The sequence below is a fragment of the Staphylococcus lugdunensis genome (assembly GCF_002901705.1).
Taxonomy (GTDB): Bacteria; Bacillota; Bacilli; order Staphylococcales; family Staphylococcaceae; genus Staphylococcus; species Staphylococcus lugdunensis.
In genome coordinates, this window is sequence record NZ_PPPV01000016.1 from 317,771 (window position 1) to 333,090 (window position 15,320).

The 15,320-nt window shown below is 35.2% G+C and carries 11 protein-coding genes; 9 read left to right on the plus strand and 2 right to left on the minus strand.

Translation table 11 applies throughout. From position 1 onward, the window contains the following. Window positions 1–5 precede the first annotated feature (5 nt). Window positions 6–1,529: a DNA-binding protein gene (locus CD041_RS08425; RefSeq protein ID WP_070648226.1), complete on the minus strand. Its 1,524-nt coding sequence runs from the start codon at window positions 1,527–1,529 to the stop codon at window positions 6–8. A 246-nt stretch (window positions 1,530–1,775) separates the two neighbouring features. Here CD041_RS08425 and CD041_RS08430 point away from each other — a divergent pair, with 246 nt between their 5' ends. The 5 genes from CD041_RS08430 to CD041_RS08450 all read left to right on the plus strand — a co-directional run bounded on the left by CD041_RS08430 (window position 1,776) and on the right by CD041_RS08450 (window position 7,079). Then, window positions 1,776–2,729, plus strand: a complete 954-nt coding sequence (locus CD041_RS08430) for a phosphate/phosphite/phosphonate ABC transporter substrate-binding protein (protein ID WP_002460367.1) — start codon at window positions 1,776–1,778, stop codon at window positions 2,727–2,729. 125 nt (window positions 2,730–2,854) lie between these two features. After that, window positions 2,855–3,628 (plus strand): phosphonate ABC transporter ATP-binding protein, encoded by a 774-nt coding sequence (gene phnC, locus CD041_RS08435; RefSeq protein WP_002460368.1) that lies wholly within the window; start codon window positions 2,855–2,857, stop codon window positions 3,626–3,628. A gap of 1 nt (window position 3,629) precedes the next feature. Beyond that, window positions 3,630–4,436 (plus strand): phosphonate ABC transporter, permease protein PhnE, encoded by an 807-nt coding sequence (gene phnE, locus CD041_RS08440; protein WP_002460370.1) that lies wholly within the window; start codon window positions 3,630–3,632, stop codon window positions 4,434–4,436. Further along, on the plus strand, window positions 4,433–5,263 hold the full coding sequence (gene phnE, locus CD041_RS08445) for a phosphonate ABC transporter, permease protein PhnE (RefSeq protein ID WP_002478658.1): 831 nt from the start codon (window positions 4,433–4,435) through the stop codon (window positions 5,261–5,263). Before phnE (CD041_RS08440) ends, phnE (CD041_RS08445) begins: the two co-directional genes overlap by 4 nt. A gap of 535 nt (window positions 5,264–5,798) precedes the next feature. After that, window positions 5,799–7,079, plus strand: coding sequence for an O-acetylhomoserine aminocarboxypropyltransferase/cysteine synthase family protein (locus tag CD041_RS08450; RefSeq protein WP_002492429.1), 1,281 nt, complete (start codon window positions 5,799–5,801; stop codon window positions 7,077–7,079). Between the two features lie 369 nt (window positions 7,080–7,448). On the opposite strand, the gene CD041_RS08455 is transcribed toward CD041_RS08450, so the two are convergent. After that, window positions 7,449–7,904: a DUF1307 domain-containing protein gene (locus tag CD041_RS08455; RefSeq protein WP_002478656.1), complete on the minus strand. Its 456-nt coding sequence runs from the start codon at window positions 7,902–7,904 to the stop codon at window positions 7,449–7,451. A gap of 165 nt (window positions 7,905–8,069) precedes the next feature. Between CD041_RS08455 and CD041_RS08460 the strand changes: the two genes are divergently transcribed. The 4 genes from CD041_RS08460 to CD041_RS08475 all read left to right on the plus strand — a co-directional run bounded on the left by CD041_RS08460 (window position 8,070) and on the right by CD041_RS08475 (window position 15,035). Then, entirely contained in the window at window positions 8,070–9,146 is a 1,077-nt protein-coding gene (locus CD041_RS08460; protein ID WP_002478655.1) for a M42 family metallopeptidase, read from the plus strand. Window positions 9,147–9,381: 235 nt separating this feature from the next. Next, on the plus strand, window positions 9,382–10,929 hold the full coding sequence (locus CD041_RS08465) for an AbgT family transporter (RefSeq protein ID WP_062078080.1): 1,548 nt from the start codon (window positions 9,382–9,384) through the stop codon (window positions 10,927–10,929). A gap of 309 nt (window positions 10,930–11,238) precedes the next feature. Continuing rightward, complete coding sequence (gene ppx / locus CD041_RS08470; protein WP_002460378.1) at window positions 11,239–12,777, plus strand: exopolyphosphatase; 1,539 nt, start codon at window positions 11,239–11,241, stop codon at window positions 12,775–12,777. Window positions 12,778–12,869: 92 nt separating this feature from the next. Further along, window positions 12,870–15,035 (plus strand): RNA degradosome polyphosphate kinase, encoded by a 2,166-nt coding sequence (locus CD041_RS08475; RefSeq protein ID WP_002478653.1) that lies wholly within the window; start codon window positions 12,870–12,872, stop codon window positions 15,033–15,035. Window positions 15,036–15,320 lie beyond the last annotated feature (285 nt).

A 15,320-nucleotide genomic window follows, 5' to 3' on the forward strand; every position in this document is an offset into this window, starting at 1 on the left:
CTCCATTACTTCAATTTTTCAGTTTTAAGGGTTTTATCTCCTTGCTTTAACCGTATATTAGCCCCTTTTAAAGACTCCGTTACCTTTGCTGAAATCGTCACTGAAGCTGTGCCATCTTTATTGATTTTAATGGTTGGAAGTGAACCATAGCCGATATTACTATATGATTTACCATCCGTTGAAAATTGACCGATTTGTTTACCACCATCTTGATAAATTCCTAATTTCAAATTATCTAATGATTGGTTAGCCGGTAATTGTGACAAATTGATCGTGATGTTAAATGGCGTGTTAGCTTGCACATCTTTAGGAATAGCAAAGGCTACATTTTGCACAGCCGGTTGGTCTCCTGGTTGTTTATCACCATCATCTTTAGTAGATTTTGTACTGCCATAACTACCAGGCGCAAACGTTGATCGATCGTACCAATGATAACCTTCAGGTGGTTGTGACCATGGTTCTTTTTGCGGTTCTGTTGAATTTTGTGGCTGTTCAAAATCATGTAACACAGTCGCTTTATCTAATTTTACACCACTTTTAGCTAAATTCGGTGTTGCTTCTTTCTTACTTAACCAAGAAGTTAAGTTATTCAACAATTGTGCGTTATCTTCTTCTTTAAAACCATCATACGTTTTCTTTGTTTTACCCGTGTCTTCACGTAAATATTTTGGAGAACTATCTTCTACCAATGAGGAGTCTCCAATAAAGGCAGCTTTTCCTTTACCTACCTTTGCAATAGCAATATAGGCACCTTCAGCTTTACCTCCACCATTATAAACACCTTGGTCAACTGCATGACTCCATTTCGCATTGTTACCTAAGTGATCAGGTGTGTATACAATTCCTTTTGCTTTTTTAGGATCTGTAATAGCAAGTGTTGAACCAGCATGCATAGACACAGATTTAACGCCTTTAGTAATGCCAAAACTTTCATCGCTTGAGACAAGATTAGATGTATTCAAATCCCCTAAAGCATTATAACGGAAACGCACACCAAAATTTTGGGCTAACCAGTCTGAGCTTGAAACACCTGCCATTGCTTTAGATTGTTTCTCTCCTTGATCCATATCCTTGGTCATATCCGCATAGGCACCACGACGATAGCCATTCATAGCTTCAGAAGAATCAATGCGGTTTAAATTTCTATCTGCATTGTAATGGTCTGAGATAAAAATGATACTTCCACCATGATTTACAAAATTCACAATGGCTTGTTGTTCAGTCGTCTTAAATGGAATATTCGCTTCTGGTATAACTAAAATATCACTATTTTTTAATGACTCTTGACTAATATTTGCTTTCCCATCTAGTGATTTAACAGCAAAACCTTGTTTCTTCATTGAATCCGCATAATCAGAAAAACCACCATCAATAACCCAATCAGCCGCGCCAGCAGTTTGTCCATGAGAATTATCAAATAGAACTGTGCGTGAAGCTGTATTCGTTTCAGCTGCTTGTGTAGATGGAAACATGGATAATGCTAATGCTGAGGCAACTATAGTAGAGCTTACAACTTTTATCATTTTCATACTTGTTTAACTCCTTTTATTAACTTATTTTCACACACCAGCAGTATATTAAAAATCACACACAAACGGGTTACTATTAATGATATTTTATATATCTTTACCGATTTTAAATAATTTTTATTTAATTTTAACAAAAAGTTAACGAAATCTACACATAACATATAGTATAGTGTGCTACTCTATAATTGTCGATATTAAAGACATAGATACATATTGCAAAATAGTGAATGGGGGCAATGTTATTATATGAAACACGTTAAATATCTTCTACTACTCGTGTTATCGGTGGTTATCTTTGCAGCTGCTTGTGGAGGTAACAGTTCTTTAGATAACAATTCCAAAAGTTCCAACTCAGAATCAGGCAAAGGTAACTACAAACCAAAAGAATTAACGGTCCAATTTGTACCATCTCAAAATGCGGATAAATTAGAAGCAAAAGCAAAACCACTTGAAAAGCTACTATCCAAAGAATTAGACATTCCAGTAAAAGTATCCGTATCTACAAACTACAACACGATTGTTGAAGCGATGAAATCGAAAAAAGTCGATGTTGGTTTCTTACCACCAACCGCATACACATTAGCACATGATCAGAAAGCTGCTGACTTGTTATTACAAGCACAACGCTTTGGTGTGAACAAAGATGGATCACCTACGAAAAAGCTTGTTAAGGACTACAAATCAGAAATCTTAGTTAAAAAAGATTCAGGCATTAAAAGCTTAAAAGACTTAAAAGGGAAAAAAATTGCATTACAAGATGTCACATCTACAGCTGGTTATACTTTCCCAATTGCTACATTGAAAGAAAAAGCTGGTATTGACGCAACAAAAGATATGAAAATCGTCAATATGAAAGGTCATGACCAATCGATTATTTCATTATTAAATGGCGATGTGGATGCTGCGGCAGTATTCCAAGATGCACGTAATGTCGTTAAAAAAGACCAACCAAATGTATTCAAAGATACAAAGATTTTAGAATTAACAAAACCAATTCCAAACGATACAATTTCAGTTAGACCAGATATGGATAAAGATTTCCAAAAAAAATTGAAAAAAGCATTTAAAGATATCTCAAAAACTAAAGAAGGTCATAAAATCATCAGTGAAGTATATTCACATGAAGGATATACAGATGCGAAAGATTCTGACTTCGATATTGTTAGAGAATACGAGAAAAAAGTAAAAGATATGCAATAATTGGTTGTTATTTTCTACTGAATCATAGATAAAGAACGTCAATTGAAAAGCTAAGCCAAATTTTGGCATAGCTTTTCTTTATAACTTTATACAAAGTGAACCTTATTAGAGAAAGGTGTTATAACATGAGTCAAATAGAGTTTAAAGATGTGAGCAAAGTCTATCCGAATGGACATGTCGGCTTGAAAGATATTAATTTAAATATCGAAAAAGGAGATTTTGCAGTCATCGTTGGATTATCAGGCGCAGGTAAATCTACACTACTACGTTCTGTCAATCGCCTACATGATGTCACATCAGGGGATATTACAATTGAAGGAAAATCAATTACACAAGCAAAAGGAAAATCACTACTGTTGATGCGTCGTAATATCGGCATGATATTTCAACATTTTAACTTAGTAAAACGCTCTACCGTATTGCGTAACGTCTTAAGTGGCCGAGTTGGTTATCATCCTACCTGGAAAATGATTTTAGGCCTATTTCCTAAAGAAGATAAAATAAAAGCAATGGATGCATTAGAACGCGTCAATATTTTGGATAAATTTGATCAACGCTCGGATGAACTATCAGGTGGTCAACAACAACGTATTTCGATTGCGCGCGCGCTCGCCCAAGAACCTTCTATCATTCTAGCGGATGAACCAGTTGCTTCACTTGACCCACTGACAACAAAGCAAGTAATGGATGATTTAAAGAAAATCAATGAAGAATTAGGTATTACAATTTTAATTAATCTTCACTTTGTCGATTTAGCGCTAGAATATGGTACGAGAATTATAGGGTTGCGCGATGGTGAACTCGTATATGATGGTCCCGCTGAAGAAGCCACTGAAGAAGTATTTAATGAAATCTATGGTCGTCAATTAAAAGCCGACGAAAAGCTAGGAGTGAATTAAAATGACATCTCCTGCTACATCTACAAACAAATATGATAAATATTTAAACAAAAAACTATCATTAAAGACAAGCTTTTCTATACTAATCGTTGCCGTCTTAGTCATTTGGAGTTTCGTGTATACGGGCTTTAGCTTCTCAGATTTAATGGTGGGTGTACCTCAAATCGGAGACTTTTTCAAACAAATGTTTCCACCTGAATGGAGTTATTTAAAAGCAATTTGGCAACCAATGTTAGATACGATTCGCATGGCAATCGTTGGGACATTTTTAGGTGCTATCGTTTCTGTTCCTATCGCATTAATTTGTGCCAGTAATATTATCCGTACAAAATGGATTACCATTCCTGCACGATTTATTTTGAACATTGTTCGAACAATACCTGATTTATTATTAGCTGCTATCTTTGTTGCTGTATTTGGTATTGGCCAAATTCCAGGGGTACTTGCCCTATTCATCTTAACAATTTGTGTTATAGCCAAGTTATTATACGAAGCAATTGAAACCATTGAACCTGGCCCAATGGAAGCCATGACTGCAGTTGGCGCAAATAAAACTAAATGGATTGTTTTTGGCGTCGTGCCACAAATTATTTCTACATATTTTTCATATGTATTATTTGCATTTGAAATTAATATTCGCGCTTCTGCTGTATTAGGACTAGTTGGCGCAGGTGGTATTGGCTTGTTCTATGACTCAACACTCGGCTTATTCCAGTACCCTCGTACAGCTATGATTATTTTATTCACTTTAGTCATTGTTGTTATTATTGACTATGTGAGTTCGAAAGTGAGGGAACAACTCGCATGACACACGAGCCACAAACTTTTCAATCACCTAAATATAATTTAAGCACTAAGAGACAAAAGCAACGTGTGATTAAACGCTGGGTTATCGCCATCGTGGTTGCCCTCATTGTGATATGGGGATTTGCTGGTATGCCAGCCCTTGAATTGAAAAGCAAATCTGTAGAAATCTTAAAAGCAATTTTTTCAGGATTATTCCATCCAGATTTAGGATATATTTATATACCTGAAGGAGAAGATTTATTACGCGGTCTGCTAGAAACCTTTGCCATTGCTGTCATTGGTACTTTTATTGCGGCAATTATTTGTATTCCATTCGCATTTTTAGGAGCCAATAACTTAGTCAAACTACGACCAGTGACAGGCACAACGAAATTTATTTTAAGTGTTATTCGTGTCTTCCCTGAAATTGTCATGGCACTCATCTTTATTAAAGCTGTAGGGCCTGGCTCCTTCTCTGGGGTTCTTGCTTTAGGTATTCACTCAGTTGGAATGCTAGGAAAACTCTTTGTAGAAGACATTGAAAGCTTAGATTTCACTTCTGTGGAGTCATTAAAGGCAAGCGGTGCTAATAAGACAAAGACATTAGTATTTGCTGTTATACCACAAATATTACCGTCATTTTTATCATTAATTCTGTATCGTTTTGAGCTTAATTTGCGTTCAGCATCAATTTTAGGATTAATTGGTGCAGGCGGTATTGGTACACCATTAATCTTTGCTTTACAAACACGATCTTGGGATCGTGTTGGAATCATTTTAATTGGCTTAGTGATAATGGTTGCGATTGTTGATTTAATCTCCGGCGCAATCCGTAAACGAATTGTATAACTTAAAACATTGATCATATCAAGCTGGAACATAATTTCCAAGGTAATAGCACAAAGATGGTTTAAAATTAAAAATCATCTTTGTGCTTTCTTTATATTTAATACTCCTTATTTTTAGGCTCTACGTCAAAATTGTTGGCTCACCTTCTTAGGGGACAGCTTCAGCTTGTCCTGTTCCCACAGGAGTCTCGCCAAAATACGTCATATTTATATGTAATTTTACATCAACATACTTTTAAAAAATAAGGCATTTTCGTATAATTTAATAAATACCACTAAGCGAAATGAACGAAGACCCTGAAGACCCTTATGAATGATTGTAATAGGACGCAACATGTACTATTAATAAAAACTCAATTTGAATACATTCAAATGATATATGTATTTTGATGTTTCTTTTTTGTCCGAAACATTTTTCTATATCTATACATAAGTTTTAAATTCTTACAAAATAAGTTGGAATTAGTATAAGTGTGCGTTATAATAATGATGTTCTTAATTATCTGAATATTCTAATAATAAATGGAGGTCCTTCTATGACAAACCAAAATTGGCATTTTGAAACTCAAACGATACATGCCGGACAAGAGATTGACGATTTTTCAAAATCACGTGCAGTACCTATTTATCAAACATCTAGTTATGTCTTTGATAATACACAACATGCCCAAGATTTATTCGCATTAGCACAACCTGGCAATATTTACACACGTATTATGAACCCAACCCAAAATGTATTCGAAGAACGCGTTGCAGCGCTTGAGGGTGGTATTGGCGCACTGGCTACATCGTCAGGCCAAGCTGCAATTACATTGGCATTATTAAATATTGTCAATGCTGGTGATGAAATCGTTGCTTCATCTAACCTTTACGGTGGTTCATACAACTTATTAAATGTCACTTTTAAAAAGCTTGGCATTACGGTCCATTTTGTTGACCCTGACCACCCTGAAAACTTTGCAGCACAAATTAATGACAACACAAAAGCAATATATGCTGAAACGATGGGTAATCCTAAAATTGATGTATTAGATATTACAGCAGTCGCTGATGTCGCACACCAACATGGCATCCCACTAATTATTGATAATACATTCGCCTCACCATATTTATGCCGACCTTTTGAATTTGGTGCGGACATCGTGATACATTCAGCTACAAAATTTATTGGCGGTCATGGTACGTCTATTGGTGGTATTATTGTAGATAGTGGCAAATTTAATTGGGACAATGGTAAATTCCCTGGTTTAGTTGAACCAGATGAAAGTTATCACGGTGTTTCTTATACAAAAGATGTAGGTGAAGCTGCTTATATTACAAAAGCACGTGTCCAACTTTTACGTGATTTAGGCTCAGCCGTATCACCTTACAATGTGCATGAATTCTTAATTGGTTTAGAGACTTTGCATTTACGCATGGAACGTCACTCCGCAAATGCACTCAAAGTCGCACAATTTTTAGATCAACATCCTAAAGTAACTTGGGTAAATTATCCTGGTTTAGTTAATAACAAATATCATGCTTTGGCAGAAAAATATTTACCTAAAGGTCAAGGCGCCATCTTAACATTTGGTGTTGATGGTAGCGTTGAAGATATTTCACGTTTTGTCGATGCATTAGATCTTTTCTCACTTTTAGCAAATGTGGGAGACTCTAAATCACTAGTTATTCATCCTGCAAGCACAACACATTTACAATTATCTGAGGAAGAACAACGCAAGTCAGGCGTATTACCTGAAATGGTTCGTTTATCAATTGGCACTGAAAATGCTGATGATATTATTAATGATTTAGCACAAGCATTAGAAACCGTTTAAGCATTAAAATATACTAAGGTTATCTATTATAAACGTTTTTGCCATAGATAATCTTAGTTTTTCTATTTATAATCTCTAAAAATATAATGTATAAGTTATATAAAAGACTCTCCAACACGTAAATTGCAAGAAATACACATGTTGGAGAGTCACTTTAAATTTGTTTTAATTTTATTTTAAATTGCCAAACGTCATTTAAGTACTTATCAAAAATAATATCTTTTTGAAATGCTTGATACATTTCTCTTTGTTGGGCCCACCCCAACTTGCGTTGTTCGCGGAAATGCTTGTCGCATTTCTTTTTGTTGGGGCCCCACCCCAACTTGCTTTGCCTGGTGAATTTCTTCTCGAAATTTTCTTTGTTGGCCCCTATTTGGTCATTTTGCTTTTTTCTTCGAAGCCTAGTTTTTTGAGGTATTTGACGCTGTTTTCCATGTTGACTTTGTGGTTGTTTTTGTCGTATGAAAATAAGTCGAAGTTGCGTTTTATTTTTTGGATATCTGCTTTGTTATAATCGATATCTACTTTTTCGTCTATTTTATCCCGCTCACTCGTTAAACGGTAGTCGACGCCTTTAGCATTTTCTAAAGCTTTGTGTTTCTTAAATAATGCTTTTCCTTCTTTTTCTGATAAGCCCATGTCATCATATTTTAAAGTGCTTATTGTTGATTGTGATATCACTTTATTATTTTTATAGGTTAATGAAGTAATGACATGCTTACCATCAATGTCCCCTTCATATGTCTTTGTGCGCTCTTTATCACATGCTGATAAAGTCACTATTGTAATAACAACAATGGCTATCATTGCTATAAACTTCTTCATACCTTCACCTGCTCATTTTTAGTTTATTTTATTATACCACTATATAAAAAATTTAGAACTTGTATGTAATGATTATTATGCATTTTTTGAAAATTCTATATACTTTTATTTTCTAAAACAAAACATGTTACAATGTAGTTATTCCAAGCTTAGGGGGTTATACATATGAAAGCGTCGATAGAATTATTAAAGACATTAACCGATGTTAATGGTATCGCTGGTCAAGAAATGCAAGTTAAAGAAACAATGAGAGATTATCTAAACCCAATTAGTGATAGTATCATTGAAGATCATTTGGGTGGCATTTTTGGTAAAAGAGAAGCTACGTATGGAACTAAGTCGATTATGTTAGCAGGTCATTTAGATGAAATTGGCTTTATTGTTACGAAAATTGATAATGAAGGCTTTATTAAGTTTCAACCCATTGGTGGCTGGTGGAGCCAAGTCATGCTATCGCAAAAAGTGACAATTACAACGGATCAAGGACAAGAAATACGAGGCATTATTGGTTCTAAACCGCCCCATGTCCTTGAAGCTGAAGAGCGTAAAAAGGCTGTTGATATTAAAGACATGTTTATTGATATTGGTGCACGCAGCCGTGAAGATGTTGAGCAGCATGGTATCGAAGTAGGAAATATGATTACGCCATATAGTGAATTTGAAACATTAGCCAACAGTAAATATTTGACGGCCAAAGCATTTGATAATCGTTATGGCTGTGCTGTAGCAGTTGAAGTATTAAAAAACCTTAAAGATGAAAACCTTGGCATTAATCTGTACGCAGGTGCTACAGTCCAAGAAGAAGTAGGCTTACGTGGTGCTAAAGTGGCAGCTCAAACCATTAAACCCGATTTAGCTATCGCAGTTGATGTATGTGTGCCTTATGATATTCCTGGTATGTCGGGTCAAACAAGTGAAACCGCACTAGGTAATGGTCCTGTAGTAATTATGATGGATGCCTCAAGCATAGCTCATCAAGGCTTACGTCAACATATTAAAGAAGTTGCGAAAAAGCATTATATCAGTGTTCAATGGGATACTACACCAGGTGGTGGTACCGATGCCGGTAGTATTCACGTCGCAAATGAAGGCATTCCAACTATCACAATTGGTGTAGCCTTGCGTTACATGCATTCTAATGTCTCTGTTTTACATACAGATGATTATGAAAACTCAGTTCGACTTATTACTGAAATTGTTCGTTCTTTAAATGACGAGACCTATCAACAAATTGTGTGGTAAGTTACTTGGGTCAACACGTTTGACATCCTCATACGCTGTCAGACGTGTTTTTTCTAAAGTCATCTTCTTTTATATTGTTCCAAAGACCAATCATCTTTTAAAAGATTAAAATTAAATCATATTATTATGTGCTATTACACACGATAAGTAAAACAAATTATAAAATATCGGAATATTCGCTTATTTAGTTATTGTATTTGATATACTGGGTGTTATCTTAAAGGAGGATGATGACATGCCCTCAAGTGTGAAACGTAAAGAGAAAGCATCGTTTATCACAAGATTTTTAAATGGCGTGGAATGGGTTGGAAATAAACTTCCTGACCCTGCAGTGTTATTCTTTATGATGTGTGTACTATTAGCCGTAATGACTTGGGTCATTTCTTGGTTCAATGTATCAGTCAAACATCCTGGTAATGGCCATACGATTCATATAAAAAGCATCATCAGTACTGACGGTATTGCTATGATTATGAATGATGCCATTAAGAACTTTTCAGAATTTCCTGCGCTTGGACTCGTATTAGCTGTAATGATTGGTATTGGCGCAGCAGAAAAATCTGGCTACTTTGACAAGCTTTTAATATCAGTCGTTAATCATGCGTCTAAAAAGCTCATCCTGCCAACAATTATATTTATCGGTATTATGGGCAGTATTGCTGGTGATGCAACGACCGTCATTTTACCACCCTTAGCTGCAATGTTATTCATTAAAATTGGCTATCACCCTATTGCTGGTCTAGCCATGGCATATGCTTCTTCATTAGGTGGCTTTGGCGCAAACTTAATTATTGGCATGCAAGATGCATTAGTGTATGCATTTACAAATCCAGCCACTAAAATTGTGACAGATAAAGTGAACACCAATGTTGCTATGAATTGGTACTTTATTGCCGCAAGCGTCTTTATGCTTATACCTACGTTGTATTTTACAACAACAAAATTAGTAATACCGCACTTAGGTAAATACGATGATAGTAAGGCTGAGTTAGACGATACAGATCAACCTTCATCAACGGTTACACCGATTGAACAACGTGCATTACGTTGGGCAAATATCTCATTTATCGTTCTAGTTGTCGCATTAATTATCTGCGCTATTCCTGAAGGCAGCTGGTTGCGTAATCCAAAGACAGGTAGTCTCATCGATAATTCGCCATTGATTAATGGCGTAGGATTAGTGATACTCGTCATTTTCCTGATTCCTGGTGTAATATATGGCGTCCTTAGTAAACAAATCAAATCTACTAAAGATTTAGGAAAGATGATTTCTGATTCGTTAGCTACAATGAGTTCTTTTATTCTGATCGTGTTCTTTGCTGCACAATTGCTTGCTTTCTTAAAATGGAGTAATTTAGGTGTTATTGTGGCAGTTAAAGGCGCAAATTTATTACAAGGTCAACATGGTATCGTATTAATTATCGGTATTTTAATATTAAGCGGCTTGGTCAATATGGTGATTGGCAGTGCCTCTGCAAAATGGGGTATTCTGGCACCTATCTTTGTTCCGATGATGCTGTTAATTGGTTTTCATCCTGCGTTTACCCAGATGATTTATCGCGTTGGCGACTCTATTACCAATCCAATAACGCCAATGATGCCGTATATGCCTTTACTACTAACATATGCGCAAAAATACGATAAAAATATGAAACTCGGCTCCTTATTATCTAGCCTGATGCCATACACAATTGTCCTTTCCATTGTATGGACGCTCTTCCTCATTATTTGGTATTTACTAGGCGTTCCAGTAGGTCCTGGAGGTCCAATAAAAGCAAATTAGCAGTATAATCAGTTTGGACATAAATATAGAAAAAATTCGATAAGCAAGTTGTCTCCTTAGCGAGCCCATAACACAAAGTATGGATGATCAAAAAAGCACAAAGACGATTTTTTATTTCAAATCATCTTTGTGCTTTTATTTGTTGCCCCACCTCATTTTCAATTTGAAAATAATTATTCCGAGAAAGATACAATGAAATTCAACTAAAATTCCCACTAATGTATTATAAAAACAAGGATTTTAATGTAGAATAATAGTAAAGAGGGTAATCATAATTAATAGACTATCCAAAGGCAATAGGAGGATACAATGGAAGAACGCATCGGCTTAATTGACATAGGATCTAACACAATTAGATTAGTCATTTTTAAATTTAGCAAAACAGCTGGCTTGAATGAAATACTAAACATTAAAACACCGGCAAGACTAAGTCAATACTTAACATCTAAAAAGGAAATGAGCAAAGACGGTATTAAAGTGCTCATTGAAGCGCTTAAAAGCTTTAAAAAAGTTGCGCAAGAATTTAACGTTACCGAGTTACATCCGATTGCAACAGCAGCTATCCGTCAATCTAAAAATAAAAACGCCATCATCAAACAGGTCAAAAAAGAATTAAATATTGATATGAAAATCATTCCAGAACTAGATGAAGCCTATTATGGCTTTTATGCCATCACACATACAACAGAAATTGCTAACGGTGTATCCGTTGATATTGGTGGTGGTTCAACCGAAGTAACATTATTTAAAGATAAGGAATTAGTTGAATCACATAGTTTTCCTTTTGGTGTCGTTACACTTACACGTATGTTTTTTGAAAATAAAGCGCACAACAACAAATCAGCTATTAAAGATATGGAAAAATTCATCTCTTCACAATTTGATGAATTATCTTGGCTACAAGATAAAGAAGTAGCCCTTGTCGGTGTGGGTGGTTCTGCACGAAACGTGGCTCGTATTCATCAATCGGAACACTCCTATCCAATTGGTGGCGTACATAATTACACAATGTCTGATAATGATATTGAGGAAGTGCTAGATATCATACGCAAAAGTGACCGCGATGACTTAACTAATCTAGATGGACTGAGTCGTGACCGAGTTGATATTATTTTACCAGCTGTTTGCGTATTTAAAGCATTGTATAAAAAAGTAAACGCAACTCAATTTACATTTTCAAGAAATGGGTTACGTGAAGGCTACATCATTAAACAAATTCGTGACCGTTATACAGATGTTTTTGATAAATATAACGTTCGTAAAGAAGCTATCCATTTTCTTGCGAATGAATATCAAATTGAAGAAAGTAGCTCTGCGAGTCGACTTAAATTAGCTAAATCCCTATTATCACAGATCATGCAATATTCAGAGTTCAATTTAAGCGATAAAGAGCAACGATTGTTTGAAGAAGGCGCGTATATCTATTACTTAGGTAGCTTTATCGATTCAGATTCAAGCTCACCGCATAGCTATTATATTATTGCGAACTCAATGATTAATGGTTATACACATAAAGACCGTGTGAAACTAGCCCTACTTGCCAGCTTTAAAAATAAATCATTGCTAAAATTCTATTGTACTGAGACAAACTGGTTTGGAAATAAAGAGATCGATACCATTCAAATTCTTGGAGGCATTATTAAGTTTGTCAATGCACTCAATATTTCACACACAAGCTTTGTAGAAGATGTCTCATTGAAACCATTGAAAAAAGCTGAAGAAGATTTTGAACTCATCGTTTACCATAAAGGTGAACCTATTGCTGAAAAGTATCAGGCAATGCGCCAAAAAAAACATATAGAAAAAGTCTTAAAGGGTAAAGTTGCCATCACCTTTACAAAATATTAAAACTCTTATGCTATCTTTATGTTAGGTAAAACTGCCATAGCACGTACGTATATAACAAAAATTATGACTAAACGACAAGGTGTGTATAGACAATGCAAAATCAATTGGGAGAAAATAACATCAATTTACCGCAGTATTACAACAATCGAGAACTTAGCTGGTTAGATTTTAACTATCGTGTATTACAAGAAGCTTATGACGATAATAATCCTTTATTAGAAAAGTTAAATTTCATCTCTATCTTTAGCTCTAATTTAGATGAATTTTTTATGGTCCGGGTCGCTGGCTTAAAAGACCAAGTTAAAATGGGATATGATAAGCCTGAAAACAAAGCACAAATGACACCGCAAGAACAAGTTGATGCTATCCAAGAAAAGAATACCACATATGTTGATAAACAATATGAGCGCTATAATGAACTTATCGAAGAACTTCGACAATATGATATCGAAATGTCTCAACCTGAACAATTATCCAACCAACTATTAACTCGTCTTGAACAAGAGTTTAAGACAACCATATTGCCTACGCTTACACCTTTAGGTATTGATGCATATCATCCATTTCCAAAATTAAATAATAAAAGCTTAAATATCTTCGTTGATATTGATACGGAAGATGCGATAAATTCTGCTATTGTTCAAATTCCGTCATTAATACCTAGGTTCATTACACTCAATGAAGGTACAAAACAATATGTATTAATGGTTGAAGATGTGATTACTTATTTCATCAATTATCTATTCACGGGATACGAAGTTTTAAATACGTTTACATTCCGTATTACACGTAACGCCGATTTAACCATTCATGAGGATGGTGCTGAAGATTTACTTATCGAAATTGAACGTTTCTTGAAAGAACGTAAAAGTGGTTCAGCTGTGCGTTTAGAGGTTGACGGTCGCACCGCTAATTCAGACGATATTCCATGGCTCATTGATACGTTAGAAGTTGAGAACAATGACGTGTATTTTGTTAATGGACCACTCGATTTAACATTTTTATTTGGTTTGGTAGACCATTTATCACACAAATTAAAATTCTTAACTTATGAGCAATATACACCACAAGTACCGCGTTCTTTAGGTACTAATAATATTTATGAATTAGCTTTAAAACGCGATATTTTCTTCCATCATCCTTATGAATCATTTCAACCGATTGTCGACTTTATTCGCGAAGCTGCAGATGATCCTGATACAATTGCGATTAAACAAACATTGTACCGCGTAAGTAAAGATTCACCAATTATTAAAAGTTTAAAAGAAGCTGCCGAAAAAGGTAAACAAGTGACTGTACTTGTAGAATTAAAAGCGCGGTTTGATGAAGAAAATAATGTGCATTGGGCACGTATGTTAGAAGATGCTGGTTGTCATGTCATTTATGGTATGACACACTTAAAAACACATAGTAAAATTGCACTTGTAGTAAAACGTACTCATGGAACATTAACTTCATTCGTACATTTAGGTACAGGTAACTATAACGATAAAACAGCTAAACTCTATACAGATATGGGTATTATTACCACAAATAAAGAAATTGCGGAAGACGCGATTAATTTCTTTAATTATTTAAGTGGCTATTCGGTTAAGCCCGTATATAACAAATTAATCGTGGCACCATTTGATATTCGTGATGTCTTTATCGACCGTATCGACAAAGAAATTAAAAGTCACCACGAACATGGCAATGGCCATATTATCATGAAGATGAATTCATTAACTGATAAAGCGATCATCAAGAAATTGTTCGAAGCTTCTCAAGCAGGCGTTAAAATTCAGTTGATTATTCGTGGCATATGTTGTTTAAAACCTGGAATTCCTGGTATAAGTGAGAATATTGAAGTCGTTAGTATTGTAGGACGATTATTAGAACATTCTCGTATTTATTATTTCTATAATAATGGAGACCAACGTATTTATCTTTCTTCCGCTGACGTCATGACTCGGAATATGATTAAACGTGTTGAAATTTTATTCCCAGTTGAAGATAACGACATTGCCAAACGATTACTAGACTATATGAACTTACAATTATCAGACAATCAAAAGGGACGTTATCAAGATCAATATGGTCAATATCACTATATTAAAAACGATATGTCACCTTTAAATTCACAAGCCTATTTAATGCAAAAAGCAATTAAATATGGTAAACAATTAAAAAAGCTCGCGTCCCAGCCTTCAGGAGTTCCCGTCGTTTCTAAGCGAGGCGCTGGTTGGGTTAAGAAACTCCGTGATACCTTTAAACGATAATACAAACAGCATGGCATATAAATCCCAAAATAATAGCACAAAGATGGTTTAACATAAATCATCTTTGTGCTTCTTTATTTACAACAATATTTCGTATTGTTGGCTCGCATTCTTAGAGGACAACTTCGACACCCCAGCTTGCGTTGTACGTAGAAATGCTTTTCGCATTCCTCTTTGCTGGGGCCCCCACCCCAGCTTGCTTTGTTAGTAAAAACTGATTTTGCTAGTTTTTATGTCTGCAAATAAGATTGTAGAAATCATAATGGAAGAAAAGAATCGAACGCT

Excerpts from the sequence above, each read along its gene's own strand:
- CD041_RS08425 (WP_070648226.1), bottom strand. The coding sequence starts at position 1,529 with ATGAAAATGATAAAAGTTGTAAGCTCTACTATAGTTGCCTCAGCATTA.
- CD041_RS08430 (WP_002460367.1), top strand. The coding sequence starts at position 1,776 with ATGAAACACGTTAAATATCTTCTACTACTCGTGTTATCGGTGGTTATC.
- phnC (WP_002460368.1), top strand. The coding sequence starts at position 2,855 with ATGAGTCAAATAGAGTTTAAAGATGTGAGCAAAGTCTATCCGAATGGA.
- phnE (WP_002460370.1), top strand. The coding sequence starts at position 3,630 with ATGACATCTCCTGCTACATCTACAAACAAATATGATAAATATTTAAAC.
- phnE (WP_002478658.1), top strand. The coding sequence starts at position 4,433 with ATGACACACGAGCCACAAACTTTTCAATCACCTAAATATAATTTAAGC.
- CD041_RS08450 (WP_002492429.1), top strand. The coding sequence starts at position 5,799 with ATGACAAACCAAAATTGGCATTTTGAAACTCAAACGATACATGCCGGA.
- CD041_RS08455 (WP_002478656.1), bottom strand. The coding sequence starts at position 7,904 with ATGAAGAAGTTTATAGCAATGATAGCCATTGTTGTTATTACAATAGTG.
- CD041_RS08460 (WP_002478655.1), top strand. The coding sequence starts at position 8,070 with ATGAAAGCGTCGATAGAATTATTAAAGACATTAACCGATGTTAATGGT.
- CD041_RS08465 (WP_062078080.1), top strand. The coding sequence starts at position 9,382 with ATGCCCTCAAGTGTGAAACGTAAAGAGAAAGCATCGTTTATCACAAGA.
- ppx (WP_002460378.1), top strand. The coding sequence starts at position 11,239 with ATGGAAGAACGCATCGGCTTAATTGACATAGGATCTAACACAATTAGA.
- CD041_RS08475 (WP_002478653.1), top strand. The coding sequence starts at position 12,870 with ATGCAAAATCAATTGGGAGAAAATAACATCAATTTACCGCAGTATTAC.